This window comes from Arthrobacter sp. SIMBA_036, from assembly GCF_046535135.1.
In the GTDB taxonomy this organism is placed as follows: Bacteria; Actinomycetota; Actinomycetes; order Actinomycetales; family Micrococcaceae; genus Arthrobacter.
Window position 1 is genome coordinate 237,265 of sequence record NZ_JAWRXG010000001.1, and the last position, 20,873, is coordinate 258,137.

General features: G+C 62.7%; 23 protein-coding genes. 12 read left to right on the forward strand and 11 right to left on the reverse strand.

Translation table 11 applies throughout. From position 1 onward, the window contains the following. Positions 1-11: 11 nt before the first annotated feature. Together dapC and SB659_RS01150 are read left to right on the forward strand one after the other, a co-directional pair. Positions 12-1,160, forward strand: coding sequence for a succinyldiaminopimelate transaminase (gene dapC, locus SB659_RS01145; protein ID WP_284978929.1), 1,149 nt, complete (start codon positions 12-14; stop codon positions 1,158-1,160). Positions 1,161-1,391: 231 nt separating this feature from the next. Further along, a complete protein-coding gene (locus SB659_RS01150) occupies positions 1,392-2,675 on the forward strand; it encodes a citrate synthase (protein ID WP_284975955.1) in 1,284 nt (427 codons plus the stop codon). A 69-nt stretch (positions 2,676-2,744) separates the two neighbouring features. Here SB659_RS01150 and galE read toward each other — a convergent pair whose 3' ends face one another. Then, positions 2,745-3,788, reverse strand: coding sequence for a UDP-glucose 4-epimerase GalE (gene galE / locus SB659_RS01155; RefSeq protein WP_410549244.1), 1,044 nt, complete (start codon positions 3,786-3,788; stop codon positions 2,745-2,747). 83 nt (positions 3,789-3,871) lie between these two features. On the opposite strand from galE, the gene SB659_RS01160 reads away from it, so the two are divergent. Next, the gene (locus tag SB659_RS01160; protein WP_410549245.1) at positions 3,872-4,513 is read left to right on the forward strand and encodes a TetR/AcrR family transcriptional regulator; all 642 of its coding nucleotides are present in this window, start codon (positions 3,872-3,874) and stop codon (positions 4,511-4,513) included. Positions 4,514-4,631: 118 nt separating this feature from the next. Then, entirely contained in the window at positions 4,632-5,243 is a 612-nt protein-coding gene (locus tag SB659_RS01165; RefSeq protein ID WP_284975958.1) for a hypothetical protein, read from the forward strand. Positions 5,244-5,277: 34 nt separating this feature from the next. Here SB659_RS01165 and SB659_RS01170 read toward each other — a convergent pair whose 3' ends face one another. Next, positions 5,278-6,120 carry a hypothetical protein gene (locus tag SB659_RS01170; RefSeq protein WP_410549246.1) on the reverse strand — a complete coding sequence of 281 codons (843 nt, stop codon included), beginning with the start codon at positions 6,118-6,120 and terminating at the stop codon, positions 5,278-5,280. A gap of 13 nt (positions 6,121-6,133) precedes the next feature. Next, entirely contained in the window at positions 6,134-7,159 is a 1,026-nt protein-coding gene (gene dapD, locus SB659_RS01175) for a 2,3,4,5-tetrahydropyridine-2,6-dicarboxylate N-succinyltransferase (RefSeq protein ID WP_410549247.1), read from the reverse strand. A 96-nt stretch (positions 7,160-7,255) separates the two neighbouring features. On the opposite strand from dapD, the gene dapE reads away from it, so the two are divergent. Beyond that, on the forward strand, positions 7,256-8,380 hold the full coding sequence (dapE, locus tag SB659_RS01180) for a succinyl-diaminopimelate desuccinylase (protein ID WP_410549248.1): 1,125 nt from the start codon (positions 7,256-7,258) through the stop codon (positions 8,378-8,380). Positions 8,381-8,400: 20 nt separating this feature from the next. Here dapE and SB659_RS01185 read toward each other — a convergent pair whose 3' ends face one another. The 4 genes from SB659_RS01185 to SB659_RS01200 all read right to left on the reverse strand — a co-directional run bounded on the left by SB659_RS01185 (position 8,401) and on the right by SB659_RS01200 (position 11,681). Next, positions 8,401-9,252, reverse strand: coding sequence for an amino acid ABC transporter permease (locus SB659_RS01185; RefSeq protein ID WP_284978924.1), 852 nt, complete (start codon positions 9,250-9,252; stop codon positions 8,401-8,403). Next, complete coding sequence (locus SB659_RS01190; RefSeq protein ID WP_284975963.1) at positions 9,249-9,899, reverse strand: amino acid ABC transporter permease; 651 nt, start codon at positions 9,897-9,899, stop codon at positions 9,249-9,251. Before SB659_RS01190 ends, SB659_RS01185 begins: the two co-directional genes overlap by 4 nt. Before the next feature lie 95 nt (positions 9,900-9,994). Further along, positions 9,995-10,873 (reverse strand): glutamate ABC transporter substrate-binding protein, encoded by an 879-nt coding sequence (locus tag SB659_RS01195; RefSeq protein WP_410549249.1) that lies wholly within the window; start codon positions 10,871-10,873, stop codon positions 9,995-9,997. A gap of 52 nt (positions 10,874-10,925) precedes the next feature. Next, positions 10,926-11,681, reverse strand: a complete 756-nt coding sequence (locus tag SB659_RS01200) for an amino acid ABC transporter ATP-binding protein (protein WP_410549250.1) — start codon at positions 11,679-11,681, stop codon at positions 10,926-10,928. A gap of 182 nt (positions 11,682-11,863) precedes the next feature. Here SB659_RS01200 and SB659_RS01205 point away from each other — a divergent pair, with 182 nt between their 5' ends. The 4 genes from SB659_RS01205 to SB659_RS01220 all read left to right on the forward strand — a co-directional run bounded on the left by SB659_RS01205 (position 11,864) and on the right by SB659_RS01220 (position 14,760). Then, positions 11,864-12,703, forward strand: coding sequence for a TIGR00730 family Rossman fold protein (locus tag SB659_RS01205; protein ID WP_284978921.1), 840 nt, complete (start codon positions 11,864-11,866; stop codon positions 12,701-12,703). An 18-nt stretch (positions 12,704-12,721) separates the two neighbouring features. Next, positions 12,722-13,063 carry a DivIVA domain-containing protein gene (locus SB659_RS01210; RefSeq protein ID WP_284975966.1) on the forward strand — a complete coding sequence of 114 codons (342 nt, stop codon included), beginning with the start codon at positions 12,722-12,724 and terminating at the stop codon, positions 13,061-13,063. A gap of 80 nt (positions 13,064-13,143) precedes the next feature. Further along, positions 13,144-14,367: a hypothetical protein gene (locus SB659_RS01215; RefSeq protein WP_410549251.1), complete on the forward strand. Its 1,224-nt coding sequence runs from the start codon at positions 13,144-13,146 to the stop codon at positions 14,365-14,367. A 225-nt stretch (positions 14,368-14,592) separates the two neighbouring features. Beyond that, on the forward strand, positions 14,593-14,760 hold the full coding sequence (locus SB659_RS01220) for a DUF3117 domain-containing protein (protein WP_284975967.1): 168 nt from the start codon (positions 14,593-14,595) through the stop codon (positions 14,758-14,760). A 95-nt stretch (positions 14,761-14,855) separates the two neighbouring features. Here SB659_RS01220 and SB659_RS01225 read toward each other — a convergent pair whose 3' ends face one another. Next, a complete protein-coding gene (locus SB659_RS01225; protein ID WP_284975968.1) occupies positions 14,856-15,488 on the reverse strand; it encodes an O-methyltransferase in 633 nt (210 codons plus the stop codon). A gap of 204 nt (positions 15,489-15,692) precedes the next feature. On the opposite strand from SB659_RS01225, the gene sigE reads away from it, so the two are divergent. From sigE to SB659_RS01240, 3 genes are read left to right on the forward strand one after another with little or no spacing between them, the layout of a single operon-like run. Next, positions 15,693-16,316, forward strand: a complete 624-nt coding sequence (gene sigE / locus SB659_RS01230; protein WP_284975969.1) for an RNA polymerase sigma factor SigE — start codon at positions 15,693-15,695, stop codon at positions 16,314-16,316. Positions 16,317-16,323: 7 nt separating this feature from the next. Continuing rightward, entirely contained in the window at positions 16,324-17,238 is a 915-nt protein-coding gene (locus tag SB659_RS01235) for a hypothetical protein (protein WP_410549252.1), read from the forward strand. A 31-nt stretch (positions 17,239-17,269) separates the two neighbouring features. Then, positions 17,270-17,659, forward strand: a complete 390-nt coding sequence (locus tag SB659_RS01240; RefSeq protein WP_284978917.1) for a Sec-independent protein translocase TatB — start codon at positions 17,270-17,272, stop codon at positions 17,657-17,659. Between the two features lie 33 nt (positions 17,660-17,692). Here SB659_RS01240 and SB659_RS01245 read toward each other — a convergent pair whose 3' ends face one another. The 3 genes from SB659_RS01245 to SB659_RS01255 are packed head-to-tail and all read right to left on the reverse strand — an operon-like array spanning position 17,693 to position 20,851. After that, the gene (locus tag SB659_RS01245) at positions 17,693-18,820 is read right to left on the reverse strand and encodes an Mrp/NBP35 family ATP-binding protein (RefSeq protein ID WP_410549253.1); all 1,128 of its coding nucleotides are present in this window, start codon (positions 18,818-18,820) and stop codon (positions 17,693-17,695) included. A 2-nt stretch (positions 18,821-18,822) separates the two neighbouring features. Further along, the gene (locus SB659_RS01250; RefSeq protein ID WP_410549254.1) at positions 18,823-19,575 is read right to left on the reverse strand and encodes a DUF1003 domain-containing protein; all 753 of its coding nucleotides are present in this window, start codon (positions 19,573-19,575) and stop codon (positions 18,823-18,825) included. Continuing rightward, positions 19,568-20,851, reverse strand: a complete 1,284-nt coding sequence (locus tag SB659_RS01255) for a magnesium transporter MgtE N-terminal domain-containing protein (protein ID WP_284978915.1) — start codon at positions 20,849-20,851, stop codon at positions 19,568-19,570. Before SB659_RS01255 ends, SB659_RS01250 begins: the two co-directional genes overlap by 8 nt. Between the last annotated feature and the right edge of the window lie 22 nt (positions 20,852-20,873).

The following is a 20,873-nucleotide window of genomic DNA, read 5'->3' on the forward strand; positions in this document are numbered from 1 at the left end:
CGGTTGCTTCCTTGATTTCCGCCGCACCGGCTTTCGGCCTGAACCTGCCTGACTACCCGTGGGAGGCTATGGCTCCGTATGTTGCCACGGCCGCCAAACACCCCGGGGGAGTGGTAAACCTTTCCATTGGGACTCCCGTGGACCCCACTCCGGGGCTCATCCGGGACGCACTGGACGCGGCCTCCGACGCCCACGGGTACCCGACCGTTCACGGCACCGAGGGTCTTCGCCAGGCTGTGGTGGAGTGGTTCGCCAGCCGCCGCGGCGTGCCGGGGCTGGACCCTAAAGACGTCATGCCGACCGTTGGGTCCAAAGAGTTGGTGGCCTGGCTGCCGTTCCTGCTTGGACTAGGCAGCGGAGACGTGGTGGTCAGGCCCTCCGTCGCCTACCCGACGTACGACATCGGAGCATCCCTGGCCGGTGCCACTGCCATCGCTGCCGATGACTTGGATGAGCTCGACGCCGCTACCCGCGCGAAGGTGCGGTTGGTGTGGATCAACTCCCCCGGGAATCCCACGGGAAGTGTCCGGGACGTCGAGTCACTCCGGAAGATCGTGGCACAAGCCCGGGAGCTTGGTGCCGTGGTTGCCTCTGATGAGTGCTACGCCGAGTTGGGCTGGGGCGAATGGGACGTCCAGCGTGGGGGCGAGGCAGTCCCCAGCGTCCTGGATCCCCGTGTTACCGGCGGATCCACAGAGGGTTTGCTCTGTGTCTACTCATTGAGCAAGCAATCCAATGTCGCGGGGTACCGGGCCGCCTTCGTGGCCGGAGACTCTGCCATCATGGCCAACCTGGTCAACAGCCGTAAACATGCCGGGATGATTGTTCCCTACCCCGTCCAAGAGGCCATGCGCGTGGCCTTGGGCGACGCCGCACATGTCGTGGCCCAGAAAGATCTCTACCGTGGACGCCGCGAACGGATTGTTCCGGCCTTGGAGCGATTTGGCCTGCAGATCCACGAATCAAAGGCGGGCCTCTACCTCTGGTCCACGGCAGGCGAAGCGACATGGGACACTGTTTCGCGGTTCGCGGACCTGGGCATTGTGGTGGGCCCCGGGGTCTTCTACGGCGATGCCGGCGAAGGCTTCGTTCGCGTTGCCCTGACAGGCACGGACGAACGCATCGACGCAGCTGTTGCGCGCTTGGGTGCCAGCTCATAACAAAGCTGTGACTTAGGGCACTAACAGGGCCATTCCGCCGGTAACCGGACCTCACGGATTAGTTCCGTGGGGTTACTGGCGGTAGCTTTTAACTGACTATCAATGGTGGCCTTCGCTAAGAAAGCACTTCGGCCGTTGGAGCCCTGCAACAGTAGGGCCGGGGGCCGCGACACCAGACGTTGGTCGGACAAGCGTTCGATAGAGGCCTTGAGGCCTCATGAAGGGGACTCCATGACTGAGACCACCAGCGCGACACTGCGCCATGCCGGCGGCGAACTCGAACTGCCGCGTATCAAGGTTGTAGAAGGAAACGAAGGTTACGACGTTTCCAAGCTGCTGAAGCAGACGGGCGCCGTCGCTTATGACCCCGGCTTCATGAACACTGCGGCCACCACCTCGGCCATCACCTACATCGACGGCGACGCAGGCATCCTGCGTTACCGCGGTTACCCCATCGAGCAGCTCGCACAGCACTCGAGCTTCCTTGAGGTTTCATACCTCCTCATCTATGGCAACCTGCCGACTCCTACTGAGTTGGAAGAGTTCGATCAGCGCATCCGCCACCACACCCTCCTCCACGAGGAATTGAAGGGCTTCTTTGGTGGCTTCCCGAGGGACGCGCACCCCATGCCGGTGCTTTCCTCAGCCGTCTCCGCGTTGTCCACGTTCTACCAGGACTCGCTGGATCCCTTCAACGCCGAGCACGTGGAAGTTTCCACCATTCGCCTGATGGCGAAGCTGCCGGTGATTGCCGCTTATGCGCACAAGAAGTCGGTAGGGCAACCGATGCTCTACCCGGACAACTCCATGAACCTCGTGGAGAACTTCCTCCGCCTCAGCTTCGGCCTTCCCGCCGAGCAGTATGAGATGGACCCTGTAGTGGTTAAGGCATTGGACCTCCTCCTGATCCTGCACGCTGACCACGAGCAGAACTGTTCCACGTCCACCGTCCGCTTGGTGGGTTCGTCCAACGCGAACCTCTTTGCTTCGGTGTCAGCCGGTATCAACGCCCTCTTCGGCCCCGCTCACGGCGGCGCCAACGAAGCTGTGCTCAAGATGCTTCGCCAGATCCAAGCCGACGGCATCAAGCCTGAGGATTACATGGAGAAGGTCAAGAACAAGGAAGACGGCGTCCGCCTCATGGGCTTCGGGCACCGCGTGTACAAGAACTACGATCCCCGCGCCAAGATCATCAAGGCAACGGCTCACGAGGTACTCGGCAAGCTCGGCGGTAACGACGAACTGTTGGACATCGCCATGCGCCTCGAAGAGAAGGCCTTGGCCGATGACTACTTCATCCAGCGCAAGCTGTACCCGAACGTGGACTTCTACACCGGCCTGATCTACAAGGCCATGGGTTTCCCGGAGAAGATGTTCACCGTCCTGTTCGCCATTGGCCGCCTCCCGGGCTGGATTGCCCAGTGGCGCGAAATGATCAACGATCCCCAGACCAAGATCGGCCGCCCGCGGCAGCTCTACACAGGGGAGCCGGAGCGCAACTACCCGGTCAACTGATACGGCAAAAACGTCATTAACGACGTCGGCCGCCCACCTCGCGCGAGGTGGGCGGCCGACGTCGTTAAGCTACGGGGCCGTGGCTGCGGACGCGGGCTGGGCCGCGTTGTAACCGAAGGGGTTGTTCTTCTGCCAGCGCCAGTGGTCCTCGCACATTTCGTCCACGGTCTTGGTGGTGGACCAGCCAAGGTCTGCCAGGGCCGAGGAGGCATCGGCCCAGAACGCGGGCAGATCGCCCGCTCGCCGGCCCGTGATCTCGTACGGGAGCTCGTGCCCCACGGCCTTCTCAAAGGACCGGAGAACCTCAAGCACGGACGATCCCTTGCCGGAGCCCAGGTTCCAGCGGCGCACACCGGCGTGTGATGCGATGAAGTCCAAGGCAGCAACGTGGCCCTCGGCCAAGTCCACCACGTGGATGTAGTCCCGCTGGCAGGTACCGTCCGGGGTGTCATAGTCGCCGCCGAACACCATCAGCTTCTCGCGACGTCCCACTGCCACTTGGGCGATGAACGGCACCAGGTTGTTCGGGATGCCCTGAGGGTCCTCGCCGATGCGGCCGGACGGGTGGGCGCCCACAGGGTTGAAATAGCGCAGCAGTGCGATATGCCAGCGGTCATCGGCGTTGCCGAGGTCGGAGAGGATGTCCTCGATTTGCTCCTTCGTACGCCCATAGGGGTTGTTGGCGCCGATCTCCATCTTCTCGATGTAGGGGATGGGGTTGTGTTCGCCGTACACAGTGGCCGAGGAGCTGAAAACGATTGACCTGACGTTGTGCTTGTCCATGGCGCGGAGCAGGTTCAGCGTTCCCACGATGTTGTTGTAGTAGTAAGCGAGCGGCTCCTGCACGGATTCGCCCACCGCCTTCAGTCCGGCGAAGTGGATGACGGCGTCGATCCGGTGCTGGTCGAACACGGCCTCGACAGCGGGCTCGTCCACCAGGTCAACCTTGTGGAACACGGCGCTCTTGCCGGTGAGCTCAGAGACGCGGCGGAGGGATTCTTCGCTGGAGTTCACGAGATTGTCCACCACGACGACGTCGTGGCCAGCCTCTTGCAGGGACAAAACGGTGTGGGAACCGATGTAGCCGGTGCCGCCCGTGACAAGGATTTTCATGGGTCCTACGCTATCGGAAAGTGGAGCCACGCCGCTCGCCCGCCGGTGACCAGCGTAGAAGCACGTTCGTGCTAAAAATACTAGTGCCCAAAATTGTTGATGCCGAAGCCCGGCGCCAGGAAGTTGTCCACGCTGTGTTTCGAATTATTGCCAGTGATGGCTTGGAACGGGCGTCCCTCCGGGAAGTAGCTGATGAAGCGGGGCTGGCAGTGGGTTCAGTACGGCACTACTTTGCCAGCAGCGACGAATTGCTGGTCTTCTCTTTCGGGGTTGTCGTGGACCGAATCGTAGGACGGTTGGAGTCCGCCATGGCGGCCGTGGAAGGGGAAGGCTCCGGAAGCCCGGAACAGCACGCCGCTATCCTGTCCCTCCTCGGTCAACTCCTGCCGTTGGACGAAGAACTGGCAGTAGATGCCTGTGTGTGGATGGCATTCCGCAACGCGGCGCGCATCAAACCGGTCCTGGCACCCGAGGCCGAGCGCAGCCACCGGGCTGTGGCCGCCGTCGTCGGACGACTGGTCATGATCCTGAACAGGGAGTCTACCGAGGGCCAGCATGCCGACGGACAACAGGCACTGGTCAACGAGGCCGAAAGGCTTTTGGCCACCATGGACGGCCTCTGCATGCATGCGCTCCTCCACCCCGAGTGGATGACGGCACGGATGTGCAGCGACGTCCTCACGGCACACCTCAGGTCAATGGAAAGTGCGGCCGCTCCCGTGTGAGGGCCCGTCCCGCGCAGAAGGCCCGTATCCCAAGTGAGGGCAACTTTCCCGTTCCGCCTGACTGCAAGGGGAATAGACTGGGATTTGTTGGGAATCTGCTGCCAAGGGAGGCATTCGGATGCACGAAACGGGCGGCCCGGGGTGGCGAATTACCTTGGACACATCGGGACCAATGCTCATCGCACTGTACCTGCGGGATGTAGCGGGATTGGACGGTGCGGGCAAGCCCACCCTCTCCCACGCCGCTCCCAAGGTCAGGCACGCGGACCACACCCACCTGACCGCCGACGTCGGCGGCCTACCGGCCCTGAAGACAGAATGGGAGGCCTGGTGGGAGAACCTGGTGAAGTCCTACCCGAACGAAGCCCTTGAGCTTTCGCCCCCGGGTTTCCAGGCCTTTGGCAACTCTCCTGCCTTGCAACGGGTGCTTCAGGCCCACTTTGGTTCAGCGTTGGACTGGGCTACTGACCGGATCGAAGAGTACGCAGACATCGAGGCTGCCCGAGAAGCCAATGGCGTGACGGAAGTGCTCGGTGAGATGGTGGAGGACAGGCTGCTGGAGGTGGGGCGCAGCTCCCGGGACTTCGACCTCACCATCATCGAGCTGCCGCTCGCCGAACCCCGCGCTTGGTATCTGGAACCCAGCACCATGATCATGAGCCACCGGCTCTTGTCGCAACCGGATGTGTTTCGAAGCTACGTCCAACCCGTGGTGGAGTTGCTCGCCTAGCGTTCGAATGCTTGCCTGACGTTCGGAAACCCGCCTACGTGGGTGGCGCCGAGACGGTGATGGTCACTGATTCCGAAGGAGCCACAGAGGCTTGCCAGCCGTCGCGTTTTTGACGGTTCCACGTTTGCCCTGCGACATCCACTTGGGTGATCGACAGGTTCTTCGCGTTGGCCACGGCCCACTGGGCCACCGCCCACCCTTGGGCGCCGGAGATCCCGAGGTGGACCGAGCGGCCCTGGACTGTCGCCTGCTGGGTGCCGAACGCCGTCGTGATGCCTTCGACGACGGCGCTTGGGTCACCAGCTGCGTCCGGCATACGAAGCACGCAGTTCAGTGCGGATTCCGAGTGGCCGGTCAGGGCGGAGGCAAATGCCCGGGCCATGTCCTCGTGCTGTGAGTAGGCCTGGGGAAACGCGGAGCGTTGGACGGCTTGTGCGGCCTGGGTGATATCCATGGTTTGGTATCCGGGCACCTTCACCAAACGATCGAAGAAAGCGTTGGTGGCATACACAGGGTCCATCACCTGGGCTTCCGTGCCCCAGCCTTGGGAAGGACGTTGCTGGAACAGTCCGCGGGAGTCGGGGCCGGCCTGATCGCCATAGTTGATGTTCCGCAGCATAGATTCCTGCATGGCCGTCGCTATGGCAATGCTCGCAGCCCGGGGTGGCAGTCCGCGCTGCACGGAGATCGCCGTAATGAGGGAAGCGTTCGCGGCTTGGTCGGTGGCGAGCTCGTGGCTGGCCGTTCCGGCAACCGCCACGCAGCGCTCCGAGACCAGTGTTTCGGAGCGCTGCAGGACAGCGAAGACAGCGAAGACGGCGCTGGCAACCAAGGCCAACGCCAGCACCACAATGACTGCGCGGCGCAGGCGGCGCATGGGTTTTCTCCTGCTAGTTGGCGTGGAGCGCCTCATTCAACTCAACAGTCTGGCCCTTACGGGGCAGGACCTCGACGCCGCCAGTGGTGGAGTTGCGTCGGAAGAGCAGGTTCGGGACGCCGGAGAGTTCCACTGCCTTGATGATCTTGCTGGTGTCTTCACCGTTCTCGTCCTTGGGCCCGGGAACGCGAACCCGGGTACCGGCGGTGACGTAAAGGCCGGCTTCCACCACCGAGTCATCGCCAATGCTGATGCCCACACCCGAGTTGGCGCCCAGCAGGACGCGCTCACCCAGGGCGATCTTCTCCTTGCCGCCGCCGGACAGCGTGCCCATGATGGATGCGCCGCCTCCGACGTCGGTCCCGTCACCGGCAACGACGCCGGCGGAGATCCGTCCTTCCACCATGGAGGTGCCGAGCGTCCCGGCATTGAAGTTCACGAAGCCTTCGTGCATCACTGTGGTGCCTTCGGCGAGGTGCGCACCGAGGCGTACGCGGTCGGCGTCGGCAATACGCACACCGGTAGGAACCACGTAGTCCACCATCCTGGGGAACTTGTCCACGCCGTAAACCACAACGTTGCCGCGCTTGCGCAGGCGCGCGCGGGTCAGTTCGAAACCCTCCACCGCGGCTGGACCGAAGTTGGTCCACACCACGTTGTGAAGCTTGCCGAAGAGGCCGTCGAGGTTGATGCTGTTCGGTGCAACCAAGCGGTGGGAAAGGAGGTGGAGGCGCAGATAGGCGTCGCCGGTGTCAGCCGGTGCGGCGTCGAGGTCGATCTGTGCGAAGACGACCTTTTGTTCTGTGCCGCGCTCGGCATCCTTGCTGTCATCGGCGAGTGCAAGCAGCGAGGGATCGGCGTTCTCGACGTCCCGCAGGGTCTCCGCAGCAACGCCGAGGGCCGGGGCCGGATACCAAACGTCCAGCACCGTTGCTTCGCCGGAGGCTGAGGTGGCGATGGTGGCAAGTCCGAATCCATAGGCTGATCGATCGTTGGCGGGCGCGGTCGCGGGCGCAGCGGAGGAAGCAGTTTCAGTCATGGGCCAAGTCTATCCAGCAGGCCAATCGCGGCTGAAACCAGTCTCATACTGAACAAGTCGCATTTGTGGCATATTCGTGGGCGTTAAGGTGGAAGGGTGACCCAGAATCCTGCCTTCGCGCCTCTTGACCTACGCCAGGACGTGGCCGTGCTCACGGCCGCACTTATCGATATCAACAGTGTGTCCGGTAACGAAACCGAACTGGCCGACGCCGTCGAGGATGCGTTGCGTGCCATCGGCGAATACTCGGTGGTTCGCGATGGAGATGCCATTATCGCCCGGACCGAACTTGGCCTACCCGAGCGCGTGATCCTTGCTGGACACCTTGACACCGTCCCGTTGCCCACCGTGGAGGGATCGCTGGGCACAGTGCCTGCAACCTGGGAATCCGGGCGTGCGGGGGAGGGCGTACTCTACGGCCGTGGGACAACGGACATGAAGGGCGGCGTGGCTGTACAGCTCGCTCTTGCTGCGACACTGTTCGACGACGGGCGGCAGCCCGACAGGGATGTCACCTTCGTTTTTTATGACCATGAAGAAGTAGAGGCCGTTAAGAGCGGCCTGGGCAGGTTGGTCCGCAACCACGGGAACCTGCTGCAGGGTGATTTTGCCATCCTACTGGAGCCCACCCACGGCACCGTGGAAGGCGGCTGCAACGGCACGAGCCGCTTCGAGACCACCACCACCGGCGAAGCAGCCCATTCTGCCCGCGCGTGGATGGGCAGCAATGCCATCCATGCTGCGGCGCCCATCTTGGCCAGGCTCGCCGCTTACGAGCCGCAGACCATCACTGTCGATGGGCTCGACTACCGGGAAAGCCTTAACGCGGTGAAGATCAAGGGCGGGACGGCAGGAAACGTCATCCCCGATCGCTGCGTGGTGGAGATCAACTACCGTTTCGCCCCCGACAAGACGCCGGATCAGGCCGAAGCCCATGTGCGTGAGCTCCTGGAGGGCTTCGACGTGGTCCGAACCGACGCCGCCGCCGGTGCCCGGCCCGGCCTCAACCACCCTGCTGCCGCCTCCTTCGTGGCCGCCGTCGGCGCCGAGCCGAAACCGAAATACGGATGGACCGACGTCGCGCGGTTCAGTGAACTCGGCATCCCGGCGGTGAACTTCGGACCCGGCGATCCGCTGCTGGCCCACAAGGATAACGAACACGTCGACGCCGATGCCGTCCGGGAGTGCCTTCGGGCACTGCGGACATGGCTGGGGCAGTAGCCGGGCCGTTTGGACTGGTGCTACTGCGGCGCGTTGACGTCCAAGTCGACTGTCTTGATGGCGGAGGCGACGCCGCCGGCGGCTTTCTTGGTACCGCGCCGTTCGATCATGATGGCAAGCCGGGAAACGGACAGGTTGATCAGGATATAGATGGCCGCGCCTACGAAGAACGCAGAGAACAGCAGGCTGGGTTCAAGGTCGGCTATCAGCTTGACCTTACGCAGCAGTTCCTCGTACGCCACGATGTAGCCCAGCGACGTGTCCTTCAGGAGGACCACCAACTGCGCAATCAGCGAGGGAAGCATGCGCCGGATTGCCTGCGGGAATTCGATGCTCATGCGTGACTGGAAGCTGCGCAGGCCTATGGCCAAACCGGCCTCCCGCTGCCCCTTGGGCAGGGACTGGATTCCGGCCCTGAGGATCTCGGCAAAGATCGCGGCGTTGTACAGGACGAGGCCGCTCACGACGGCGGTGAAAGGGCTCGTGGCGAAAACCAGGAGTACAAAGAGGATCATCAGCACCACGGGCATGCCGCGCAGGAATTCGAGGACCACCTGGGTGGGGATCCTGACCCATGGGATCAGCGAGATCCGCAGGAGGCAGAAGGCAACTCCCAGGGGGAACGCGATGACCGCGGCGACACCTGCGGCTTGCAGCGTGGCAAGGACGCCAAGGCCCAGTTGGGTCCACACGTCAGCGGCGTAGTCGTTGACGAAGACTTCCCACCGGGACGAGTTGAATATCCCCTGCGACGAGAGGATGACGATGGCCCCCACCACGCCGGCGGCAATGATGACGGAACCGATGATCGAACCGATGAGGGAGATACGCCGGGCTTTGGGACCGGGAACGTCGTAAAGGACTGAAGTCATCGGGCGATCGCCACCTTTTTCTCGATGAAGTGGGCCAACAAGCCCAATGGGACGGTGATCAGCAGGTAGAAGAACGCCACGCCGATCAGGATCCACATGACGGCGTCGCCATGGCTGTTGGTGAGTTGCAGGCCATAACCGAAGAGTTCCATGACGAAGAATGCCCCAGCAACGGATGAGTTCTTGACCAGGGCGATCATGATATTGATCAACGGCGGCACCACTGTTCGGAGGGCCTGGGGCAGGATGACCAGGCCAAGGACCTGGGTGAACGTCATGCCGATGCTGCGGGCCGCTTCGGCCTGCCCTACAGGGACGCTGTTGACGCCGGACCGCACGGCCTCGGCGACGAAGGCCGCGGTGTAGGTGCTCAGTGCGATGATGGCGGCCACTTCGAATTGCTCGAACTTGATGCCCAGCCTGGGAAGCACGATAGCCGAGAAGAAGAAGATGATCGTCAGGGGAGTGTTTCTGGCGACTTCAACGTAGAAGGTGCTGAAGCCCCGCAGAGCTGCTACCGGCGAGACGCGCATGGCGGCCAGGATGGTACCGACGATCAGGGCGATGACGCCCGAAATGACGGCGAGGAAGAGGGTGCGGAGGAATCCGTCCCAATATTGGGGGAGGCTTTCGAAGATGGCGTCCATGGCTTCTTTCGGCTACGGCGGAAAGGGGAATGAATCCGTGGAATCCGCGGTTGCCGCCGCTCCCGTTCAAGGGCCGGCGGCAACCACGCGATTCTTTAGTAGCGGCTGATGGCGGGCAGCTCAGGAGCGGTCTTGATGACCTTTCCGGCTGTTGCTTCCCATGCCTTCTTGTACGTGCCGTCCTTGCCGAATGCCTCAAGCTGATCGTTGATCCAGTTGCGGAACACGGTGTCGTCCTTCTTGAGTCCGATGCCGTACGGCTCCTTGGTGAACGTCTGGTCCGAGGCCAGCTTGAAAGCGTCCGGCTCCTTGTCCACGTACCCGGCGAGGATGACGTTGTCCGTGGTGACGGCCACAACTTGCTTGTTGCGCAGCGGCTCCAGGCAAGCAGTGTAGTTAGCGGCCGGAACCAGATCCGCGCCGTACTTGTCAACGATGGTCTTTGCCGGCGTTGAACCCGTTACGGAGCACACCTTTTTGCCCTTGACGTCCTCGGGCTTGGTGATGGAGTTGTCGTCCTTGTTCACCAGCAGCGCTTGCCCTGCTTGGTAGTAGGGGCCAGCGAAGGACACCTTCTGCTTGCGGGCATCGGTGATCGTGTAGGTCGCAATAACGATGTCAACCCGGCCTTGTTCGATGAAGGACTCACGGTTGGCCGATACGGTTTCCACCCATTCGATCTTGTCGGCCGGGATGCCCAGCTTGGCGGCGATGCTCTTGCCGATTTCGACGTCGAAACCAACCGGCTTGCCGTCCAGGCCCTTCTGTCCGAACAACGGCTGGTCGAACTTGGTGCCGATGACGATCTTGCCGGCCTTGTTCAACTTCTCCATGGTGGTGCCTGCCGCGAACGAGGGCTTGTCGACGGGAGCCGGTGAGGACCCGCTTCCGCCACCGCAGGCGCTCAGTGAGAGGGCAAGCGCGGCGGATGCGGCAACCAGGAGAGACTTCCTCCGGGTGATGAGTGACTTCATGACGTTCCTTTCATTGGATGGCCGAAAGGGCCGGGTGCAAGCGATGGGGAAGCTAGTGGGTCAGTAGCTTGGAGAGGAAGTCCTTGGCCCGGGCACTCTTCGGGTTGGTGAAGAACTCCTCGGGTGTGGCATCCTCGACGATCTGGCCGTCGGCCATGAACACGACGCGGTCAGCAGCCTTCCGGGCGAAGCCCATCTCGTGGGTGACCACGATCATCGTCATGCCTTCCTTGGCGAGCTGGATCATGACGTCGAGGACCTCGTTGATCATCTCGGGATCCAGCGCCGACGTGGGCTCATCGAACAGCATCACCTTCGGCTTCATGGCCAACGCGCGGGCAATGGCCACACGCTGTTGCTGGCCACCGGAGAGCTGGGCGGGAAGCTTCGGGGCCTGGTGCCCGACGCCGACGCGTTCGAGGAGTGCCATGGCCTCCTTTTCAGCCGCGGCTTTGGCCATGCCCTTGACCTTGATGGGGCCCAAAGTAACGTTCTCGAGGATCGTTTTGTGGGCGAACAGGTTGAAGGACTGGAACACCATTCCGACGTCGGCGCGCAGGCGGGCGAGGTCCTTGCCTTCTTCGGGGAGCTTCTTCCCGTCAATGGCGATATCGCCGTCGTCGATCGTTTCGAGCCGGTTGATGGCACGGCACAAGGTCGACTTGCCGGAACCGGACGGTCCGATGACCACCACCACTTCACCCTTCCGGACGTGGAGGTTGATGTCTTTGAGGACGTGGAGTTGACCGTAGTGTTTGTTAACACCATTCAGGGAGACCAGCTCATCGCCGGACACTTGTGTAGTCATATTAAGAATCTAGCGAACGAAGTTCGTCCTATGACCGTGGTCACGGCACTTGTTCAGGATCGTGATTGAACAGAAACCTTATCTCCAGATTAATTCCAGCCTTAAGTGGTGGCGGTCCGGGCGTCGGCAACGGGACGAGTCGCTGCGCAGGGGCTGCGGCCGATTAGCGCTAGCCTTGGGCAATGAGTATGAGCCAGCACCCAGTTCCTCGTCCGGACGCCAACGGCAGCGTCCCGGCCGGCCAAGCACCCCTCCCCTCTGACGTCGCCCCGGCGAAATACAAGGGCCCGCTGGAACTTCGCCGCAAACAAGCTGATTCCGGTATGTCCGATCAGCACTTGTTGGATTCAAACGGAGCTGATCAGTTCATCCATACTGATCCGTGGCGGGTGCTGCGGATCCAAAGTGAATTCGTTGAGGGTTTTGGTGCCTTGGCAGACCTCGGCCCGGCCGTCAGCGTCTTTGGCTCCGCGCGCACCAAACCAGGAACGGCCTACTACGACATGGGGGTGGAGGTAGGGCGCAAGCTTGCCGAAGCGGGCGTGGCCGTCATCACCGGCGGCGGTCCGGGTTCCATGGAAGCCGCCAACAGGGGCGCCGTGGAAGGCAACGGTGTGTCGGTGGGGCTCGGTATCGAGCTTCCGTTCGAACAAGGCCTCAACCAGTGGGTGGACCTGGGGATCAACTTCCGGTACTTCTTTGCCCGCAAGACCATGTTCGTCAAGTACGCACAAGGGTTCGTGGTGCTGCCGGGTGGTCTCGGTACCTTGGATGAGCTCTTCGAAGCAATGGTGCTGGTGCAGACCCGAAAGGTCACCTCGTTCCCCATCGTTCTGTTGGGCGTCCGTTTCTGGGGGCCGATGCTTGAGTGGATCAAGGGCACGTTGGTGGAGGAGGGGATGGTCTCCGAAAAAGACCTGGACCTGATCCAACTGGTAGACGATCCGGCCGACGCAGTTCACCGCGTGCTCCATGGGGCGCCCCTCCCGCCGGCGGCCAACGGCAATCAACGCCCTGAATAGCCGCGTCTTTCTGGCACCATGGACCCTGTGAGCTTTTTCCTGGTGTTTCTCGCGATCGTCCTTGTTGGAGCCGCGCTCTATTTCGGGGCGGGCATCGTGCAGGGACGTTCCCTGGGGTCCGGCCTGGATGATCCGGTGCCGAACCTGCCTCCCGTGCTGCTTGCCCACAATCCGGAAGCGCGCGACGTCGATGCCGTTCGCTTTGCGCTGGGGCTGCGGGGTTACCGGATGGACCAGGTGGACCAAGTCCTCGATGAACTGCGGGACCAGCTGCAGGCAAAAGACCGTGAAATCGAGAGGCTGCAAGCGTTGGTGGAGGCACTTCCCGAGGACAGCGCCTCCGCCCCTGGCCCGCAGTGATGAAACCTGCGGCGCGCCCTGCGGGTCAAGAGGGCGCCACGGACGCAGTGTCCCGGTGGCTGTCTACCACGGTGTGGCGGATGTCCGGTTGGCCGTGGTGGCTGCAGGTCTTGGTGGTCTTCGTGGCCGCACGGCTGGTGAGCGCGTGCATCTTTGCCGCCGCTGCCCTGCACCAAGGGACCAACCCGTGGTTCGCCCCTGCGCCCGATTACTGGAACTTCATCACCATTTGGGATGGGCGCTGGTATCAAACCGCCGCTGATGAGGGCTACCCGTCCGTCTTGCCACTGGATGAGAACGGAGTGGTCAAGGAGAACACCTGGGCGTTCTACCCGCTGTTCCCGCTGCTGGGCCGAGGACTGAGCGCCCTCACGGGGTTAGGCACCTTGCAGTCTCTCACCACCGTTGCGATGGTAGCGGGCTTGGGTGCGGCCCTGGTCATCTACAGGCTTTTCCTCGAGTTCACCGGCAGGCGCACCGCATTATGGGGGGTTGTCTTCGTCTCCACCTTTCCGGTGTCGGCGATCCTCCAAGTTCCGTACGCCGAATCCCTGAACCTGCTGCTGCTCGCTGCGGCGCTTTTGTTGGTGGTACGCGGCCGATACCTGAGCGCCATCCCGGTAGTTCTGCTGATGTGTCTTTCCAGGCCCACCGGTGTGCCGTTCGCGTTAATGCTGGGACTGCTGCTGGTGGGGAAGTTGTGGCAGCGTTTCGGACCCAACCAGGCTGTACGTCCAAGAAAACAAGCCGAACAAGCCGAACAACCCGGTCAAGCCGACCAGCCGACGTCGTTGGTCCGCTTGGTGCCGTTAACAGTCTTGGTGGGGGTCGCCGCGTTGGGAGCTCTGGCCTGGCCGGCCATCGCGTGGGCTGCCACGGGGGACCCGACGGCCTACACCCGCACTGAAACCGCTTGGCGTGGTACGGACTTGGTGCCCTTTAAGCCATGGTTCGACGCCGGCCAAATGCTGCTTGGACCCGTCGCCGGGGTATTTGCGCCCTTCGTGTTCGTTGGGCTTTTCGCGCTTGTCATGGTCTCCAAGCCGGTCAGGGCTTTGGGAACTGAACTGCGGCTCTGGTGCGCCTGCTACATGGGCTACCTTCTGGTCTTCCTGCAACCGCAGACCAGCACTTTCCGGATGCTCCTGCCCATGTTCCCGCTGGCACTTGGCGTCGCCTTCCTTTCGAAGTCCAAGGCCTACCGGGGCACCGTGGTGGTGATGTTCATCCTGCTCCAGATAGTGTGGATCGTCTGGCTCTGGGCTTGGGCCCAGTTGCCCGGCGGCGGTGATTACCCGCCCTGACGTGGCGTTATAGGGCCCGGACGCAGTAAGTACAGAGTCCGGACGAATATGCCGTTGATTCGCTACCGGGCGTTAAGTACGGGATAATGGGGTAATAGCAAGAAGAAGCACCCTAACAGGTGCCCGGCCAAGGCGGCCGCCCCGTGTGCCGCCGGCTGGAATTGCGATGCGCATCCAGCCCGGCCGGGTTGGCGTGACATAGGACAAATGGAGGGGATTTTCCTAATGGCGGCTATGAAACCACGAACTGGCGACGGCCCTATGGAAGTTACCAAAGAGGGACGCAGCCTGATCATGCGCGTGCCGCTCGAAGGTGGAGGCCGGCTTGTGGTCGAGCTCAACGCCGCCGAAGCGGAAAACCTCAGGGAATGCCTCGTAGGCGTTACTGGCTAGGACCTTTACCAGCCAGCTTCATAGGGCAGGGCCCGGCGTGAGCCGGCGCCCTGTTTTGCGTTGGGAAGCACTCGGTTTTGCGTGGGAAGCCCCCGCTACTTCTTGACTGCCACCAAGAGTCCGTCTCCTGTCGGGAGCATGGCTGAGGCGAGGCGGTCGTCGTCGCGAATCGACCTGCCGATCTGGCGGAGGACCACCGTGGTGGCGTCCCGCGCCGCCGGGTTGGAAACCCGGTCTTTGTCCAAAGCATCATTGATTACCAGCGTTCCGCCGGACTTGAGCAAACGGACGGCCTGCTCAACGTAGACGGGGAAGTTTGGCTTGTCTGCGTCGATGAAGACGAGATCGTACGCGGCATCGGTAAGCCTGGGGAGGACGTCCGCCGCGCGGCCGGAAATGGTGCGCGTCCTGTTTGCCGGACTGCCGGACTCAAGGAAGGCCTCCCGCGCGGCCTTGAGGTGTTCGACGTCGAGGTCGATGGTGGTAAGGACTGCTTGCGATCCGAGTCCACGCAAGAGGCACACGCCTGAGACTCCGGCGCCGGAACCGACTTCAACCACGGTCTGCGCCTTGGAAGCGGCCGCCAGCACTGTGAGCACCGCACCTACACCCGGGCTCACCGGGGTGACACCGAGCTCGTAGGAACGTTCCCGGGCCCGCAACAACACGTCATCTTCGGCCGGCAGATCTTCTGCGTAGGACCAGCTGCTTGACTTGTCGGCACTCATGAAGGGATTCGCTCTCCGCGTGTAGGGGTGTTGTACCAGACTACTGTGTCCCGCGTGCCGGCCGGGTTCGCGCCGTTTCGCCGAGCGTGGAAAATGTTGGTTGATCAGGCAATTCCCAGACAAATCTGGGATGATACTTGTCCGGTCATCCATGAGGTGGACGGCACCGGGCTACGGTGTACCACAGTTTGAGGGGAGTGGACGATGCCGGCATCGCATGCTGAGCCAGTCCAAACATCGGAAAGCCTTGAGGCAGTTGCCGAGTGGGTGATGCCCAGCTGGGAGGACGTGGTGGCCAACCACTCCGCCAAGGTCTATCGACTTGCCTACCGCCTGACGGGCAACAAGTTCGACGCCGAGGACCTCACCCAAGAGGTGTTCGTCCGGGTGTTCCGGTCACTTGAGAATTTTAAGCCTGGCACGTTGGATGGCTGGTTGCACCGCATCACCACCAACTTGTTCCTCGATCAAGCCCGGCGCAAAAGCCGGATCCGTTTCGACGCCCTCGGAGAAGATGCCGAGTCCCGCCTTCCCGGCCGAGAGCCTGGCCCGGAGCAAAGCTACGAACACAACAATCTTGATCTTGACGTCCAGCGGGCTTTGGAAGAACTGCCGCCGGATTTCCGTGCTGCTGTGGTGCTGTGTGATCTGGAAGGCCTCTCTTACGACGAGGTTGCTGAGGCCTTGGGCGTGAAGCTGGGCACCGTCAGGTCCCGAATCCACCGCGGCCGGACGATGCTGCGCGAGAAGCTGGCCCATCGTGATCCGCGGCCCGTCACCACGCGCAAGCCGCGCCTGAAGATGCCGCGCATCGCTGGGCTTCACTAGGACTCCAATGCCTCGTCGCCATCTCCGGCTTGGCGCGCTCCGCCGGTCGTCGTGGCGCGCCCTACGCCACACGCGCAATCCCACGCATGTCGCTTCGTGTGCCCGGTGCCAGGCCGCCCATCTCCGCGAACAGCAATACTTGGAACGGCTGAGGGGCTCCAGTGTGCCCGAAGCCAGCCAAGACCTCGCCGCACGCTTGATCCAACAGACAGAATCGCTGGCCAACCAGAGGGATACTCCTTGCAGCGCGCGATCGAGGCAGCCGCACGTCCGCCGGTCCCTGCGGATCACGGTGGTCGCTGCTGGAACGCTGGCGCTCAGCGCAGGAGCGCTTGCCGCCACCGCCTACGCCGTGGGGGGCGACGCGGAACCGCCCGCCCGCACCGCTGCCAGTGACGCCGCGCCACTGGCCGGCGGTATGGAGACGGGCCCGGCCGAGCTCATTTTCGACTCCGCTCCCACCACCAATACTGCAAGCTTGAGCCCTGAGCAGATTGGTCTTTTACGGGCCAACGGCTGGGCCTGCCCGGAGATGGCCCCATTGGGTTTCCACGTTATCGCCGCCCGCGCCACTGAGGTGGATGGGAACCCGGTCGTCGAGCTGGATCTCGAAAACAACGGCCACTCGGCCACGGTGCTGGAGGAGCACATGCAGGGCCAGGATCGAGGTGATTCCGAGCAACATGCCACTGCGCGGCTTTCCATTACGCAGGGATCACCCTGGCAGGCCGTCTACACAACATCGTCCGCCATCATCAAGTACACCGCCGACCTGCCGGCAACCCAAGCCGCGGACGCAGTTCCGGAACTGGTCAGGGCGGGGGACTCCATGAGCCTGGAATCAGCAACGCGTCCATCCGAGGCCGGGTACCAGAGGCTGCTGCGTGGGCTCGAGGCCCTCCTGCGTCCGGCTGGTTTATGAGCGGCACCACAGACAAGGTAATCTTCGAAGCGTGTTTGGAATCAATGGCCCGGAGTTCATCGTCCTTTTGATCATCGGCGTGCTCGTCATCGGTCCCAGCCGCCTGCCCGAATACACCCAGAAGCTCGCAAACTTGGTCAAGGAAGTGCGCCGGATGGCCTCCGGTGCACGGGAACAGATCAAAGAAGAAGTCGGCATCGACATCGATGACGTCGACTGGAAGAAGTACGATCCCCGGCAGTACGATCCGCGCCGGATCATCAAGGACGCCCTGCTCGAAGACGATCCTAAGCCTGTCAGTGCCGGAGCACCAGCCGCTGCCCCCGCGGTCGCTGAACCAAGCAGGCCGAAGGCTCCCGAACGGATCATCCAGCGGCTTGCGGACGGCGAAGCAGCACCGTTCGACACGGAAGCCACCTAAGGGAACAGGCCCAGGAAAGAACCGGCCCAGGAATCAGCGGGGTTCGATCCCCAGCTTCATCCCGGACAGCCCCCGCGGACGAGTTGCCAGCTTAGCTGCGATATCGATCAGTGCCGCACCGGCCGCGCTTTCCCCGGCTCCGAGGACCACCGGTTTTCCGGCATCCCCGCCTTCGCGCAGGCGGATGTCCAAAGGGATCTGCCCCAGCAGCGGGACATCCGTGCCAACCGCGCTACTCAACCGTTCAGCCAGTACCGCCCCACCGCCGCTTCCGAACAGCTCCATGCGGCCGCCGTCGGGCATGTCCAGAAAGGACATGTTCTCGATGACTCCGGCCACCTTCTGACCAGTTTGGGTGGCAATGGTTCCGGCACGTTCGGCGACGTCGGCGGCGGCTGCCTGGGGCGTCGTCACCACGATGATCTCCGCTGTTGGAAGCAATTGCGCCACTGAGATGGCGATGTCGCCCGTGCCTGGCGGGAGGTCGAGGAAGAGCGCATCGAGGTCCCCGAAGTAGACGTCCGTGAGGAACTGCTCCAAGGCCCTGTGCAGCATGGGCCCGCGCCAGGCCACCGGTTGGTTGCCCACCACGAACATGCCGACGGACACCACTTTGACGCCGAAAGCCACGGGAGGAAGGATCATGTCATCCACCTGCGTGGGCTTCTGCGTGATGCCCATAAGTCCCGGTACCGAGAATCCGTGAACGTCGGCGTCGACAATGCCGACACGCAGGCCTTGGGCCGCGAGGGCGCACGCCAAGTTCACAGTGACCGTTGACTTGCCCACCCCGCCCTTGCCGCTGGCCACCGCGTACACCTTGGTGAGGGACCCGGGCTGCGCGAAAGGTATGACCCGCTGGGCGCCTGGACCCCGGAGCTCGTCCCTGAGCGCTTGGCGTTGGGCGGGCGTCATCACCTTCAGTTCAACGTCCACGGCTGAAACGCCGGCGACGCCGGAGAGCGCTTCAGTGGCGTCCCGGGTGATGGTGTCCCGGAGCGGACAGCCGGCGATGGTGAGCAGGACTGCCAGGCGCACTGTACCGTCTTCGGCAGCCGATACCGACTCGACCATGCCGAGCTCCGTGATGGGGCGGCGGAGCTCCGGGTCGATGACGGTGGCCAGCGCAGCGTCCAGGGCCTGGGAGGATATTTGCCCCACGCCTATGCCAAGCTTTCCGGAGCGTCGGGCGCCTCGGGAGTTTCGGGTCTCCTCAAGGGCTTGCCCGTGGAATGCTGCGGGCCTGAGCCCTTGGGACGAACCTTGGGGATCTGTTGGGTTCGCGGACTGCGGGATTTATCCCGCTTTTCCTTGATCCGCTCCTTTACTTTCTCGCGCGGGGATTCCGTTTCGTCCGGAGCGGTTTCATTTTCCCGCAGTTCTTCCTGGGCATCGATGATGTCTTCCAACAAGCCGCGGAGCTCTGCACGGACGTAGTCGCGCGTGGCCACTTCCCGCAGTGCGATCCGCAGGGACGCCAGTTCACGGGTCAAGTACTCGGTGTCGGAAAGGTTCCGTTCGGCCCGCTGGCGATCTTGCTGCAGGGACACGCGGTCCCGGTCGTCTTGCCGGTTCTGTGCAAGGAGCAAGAGGGGAGCGGCGTAGGAGGCTTGCAGGGACAACATCAACGTCAACAGCGTGAAACCAAGCTCCACGCGGTCGAACTGCCACTCGGTGGGGGCAAAGGTATTCCACACAAGCCAAAAGACGCAGAACACCGTCATGTAGACGAGGAACTGCGGTGTACCCATGAACCGCGCGAAACCCTCCGTTGCCTTGCCGAAAGCGTCCGGATTGGGGGACAACTTGGGAAGGAACCGCTGGCGACCCGTCAGCGGAGTGTCAAGGCTCCCGTAGCTGTTGCCTGCTTGGCGTGCGATGGCCTTGGGGGAACGGGTGGAGTTGTTCTCAGCCAATGCGGCCTCCCAGTTTCCTTATTGGGGCGTCATCATCATGGGCGCGCCAGTCATCCGGCAACAAGTGATCCAACACGTCGTCAACAGTCACCGCCCCCACAAGGCGCCCATCGTCGTCGACGACGGGAAGCGAATTGAGGTTGTAGGTGGCCAAGGTGCGGGCGACTTCGCTGATGTGCGCTTGGTCGGACAAGGGCTCAAGGTTCTTGTCGACGAGGTTTCCCAGCGGCTCCGGCGGGGGAAAGCGCAAAAGTTGTTGGATGTGCACCACGCCCAAGAACCGGCCAGTGGGCGTTTCGAGCGGGGGACGGGTAATAAAGATGGAGGAAGCCAAAGCGGGTGAAAGTTCCTCCCGCCGGACGTGTGCCAGCGCCTCCGCCACGGTGGCTTCCGGGGGGAGGATAACCGGGACCGGCGTCATCAAGCCACCGGCTGTGTCTTCGTCGTATTCAAGGAGACGGCGGACGTCCTCAGCCTCCTGCGGCTCCATCAGTTGCAGGAGTTCCTCGGCCTGGGCCGAGGGAAGCTCTGCCAGGAGGTCGGCGGCGTCGTCGGGATCCATCTCCTCGAGGATATCCGCGGCGCGTTCAACGTCCAGGGCAGAGAGAATCTCCACCTGGTCATCTTCCGGGAGTTCCTGCAGGACATCGGCGAGCCGCTCGTCCTGCAGTTCGCTGGCTACTTCGAACCGGCGCTTGTCGCTCATCTCCTGGAGGGCTTCGGCGAAGTCGGCCGGTTTCAGGTCCTCGTGGGTGGCCACGAACTGCGTTGCCGCCTGGGGCTCGTTCGGCGCTTCGGTGCGCGCGTCGGCCCAGTCGATAATGAGCGTTTCATTGCGCCGGAGCCTGCTGAGCGGTGACATGGAATGCCCACGGCGGACGAACAATTTGCTGACGAACCAGTCTTTTGAACGGTGCTGGTCCATGGCGATGTCCTCGATGGTGGCGTCCCCGCTGCCATCGGCCAACGTGACGCGGCGATCGAACATCTCCGCCACGACCAACATTTCCGCCCCGCGCTGCTCGAAGCGCCGGAGGTTGACCAAGCCCGTGCAAATGATCTGGGTTTGGTCGATAGAGGTGATCCGGGTCATCGGCACGAATACCCGTTTTTTGCCCGGAACTTCCACAACGATGCCAACTACATGTGGAGCCCCGCGCGTACCGCGTGAGAGCACCACGACATCACGCAGCCGGCCAAGACGGTCGCCCAAGGGGTCGAAGACGTCCAGTCCGAGCAAGCGCGCGACAAAGACGCGTGAAGGATGTGTGCTCATGTTCATAGGCTACCGAGTCTGC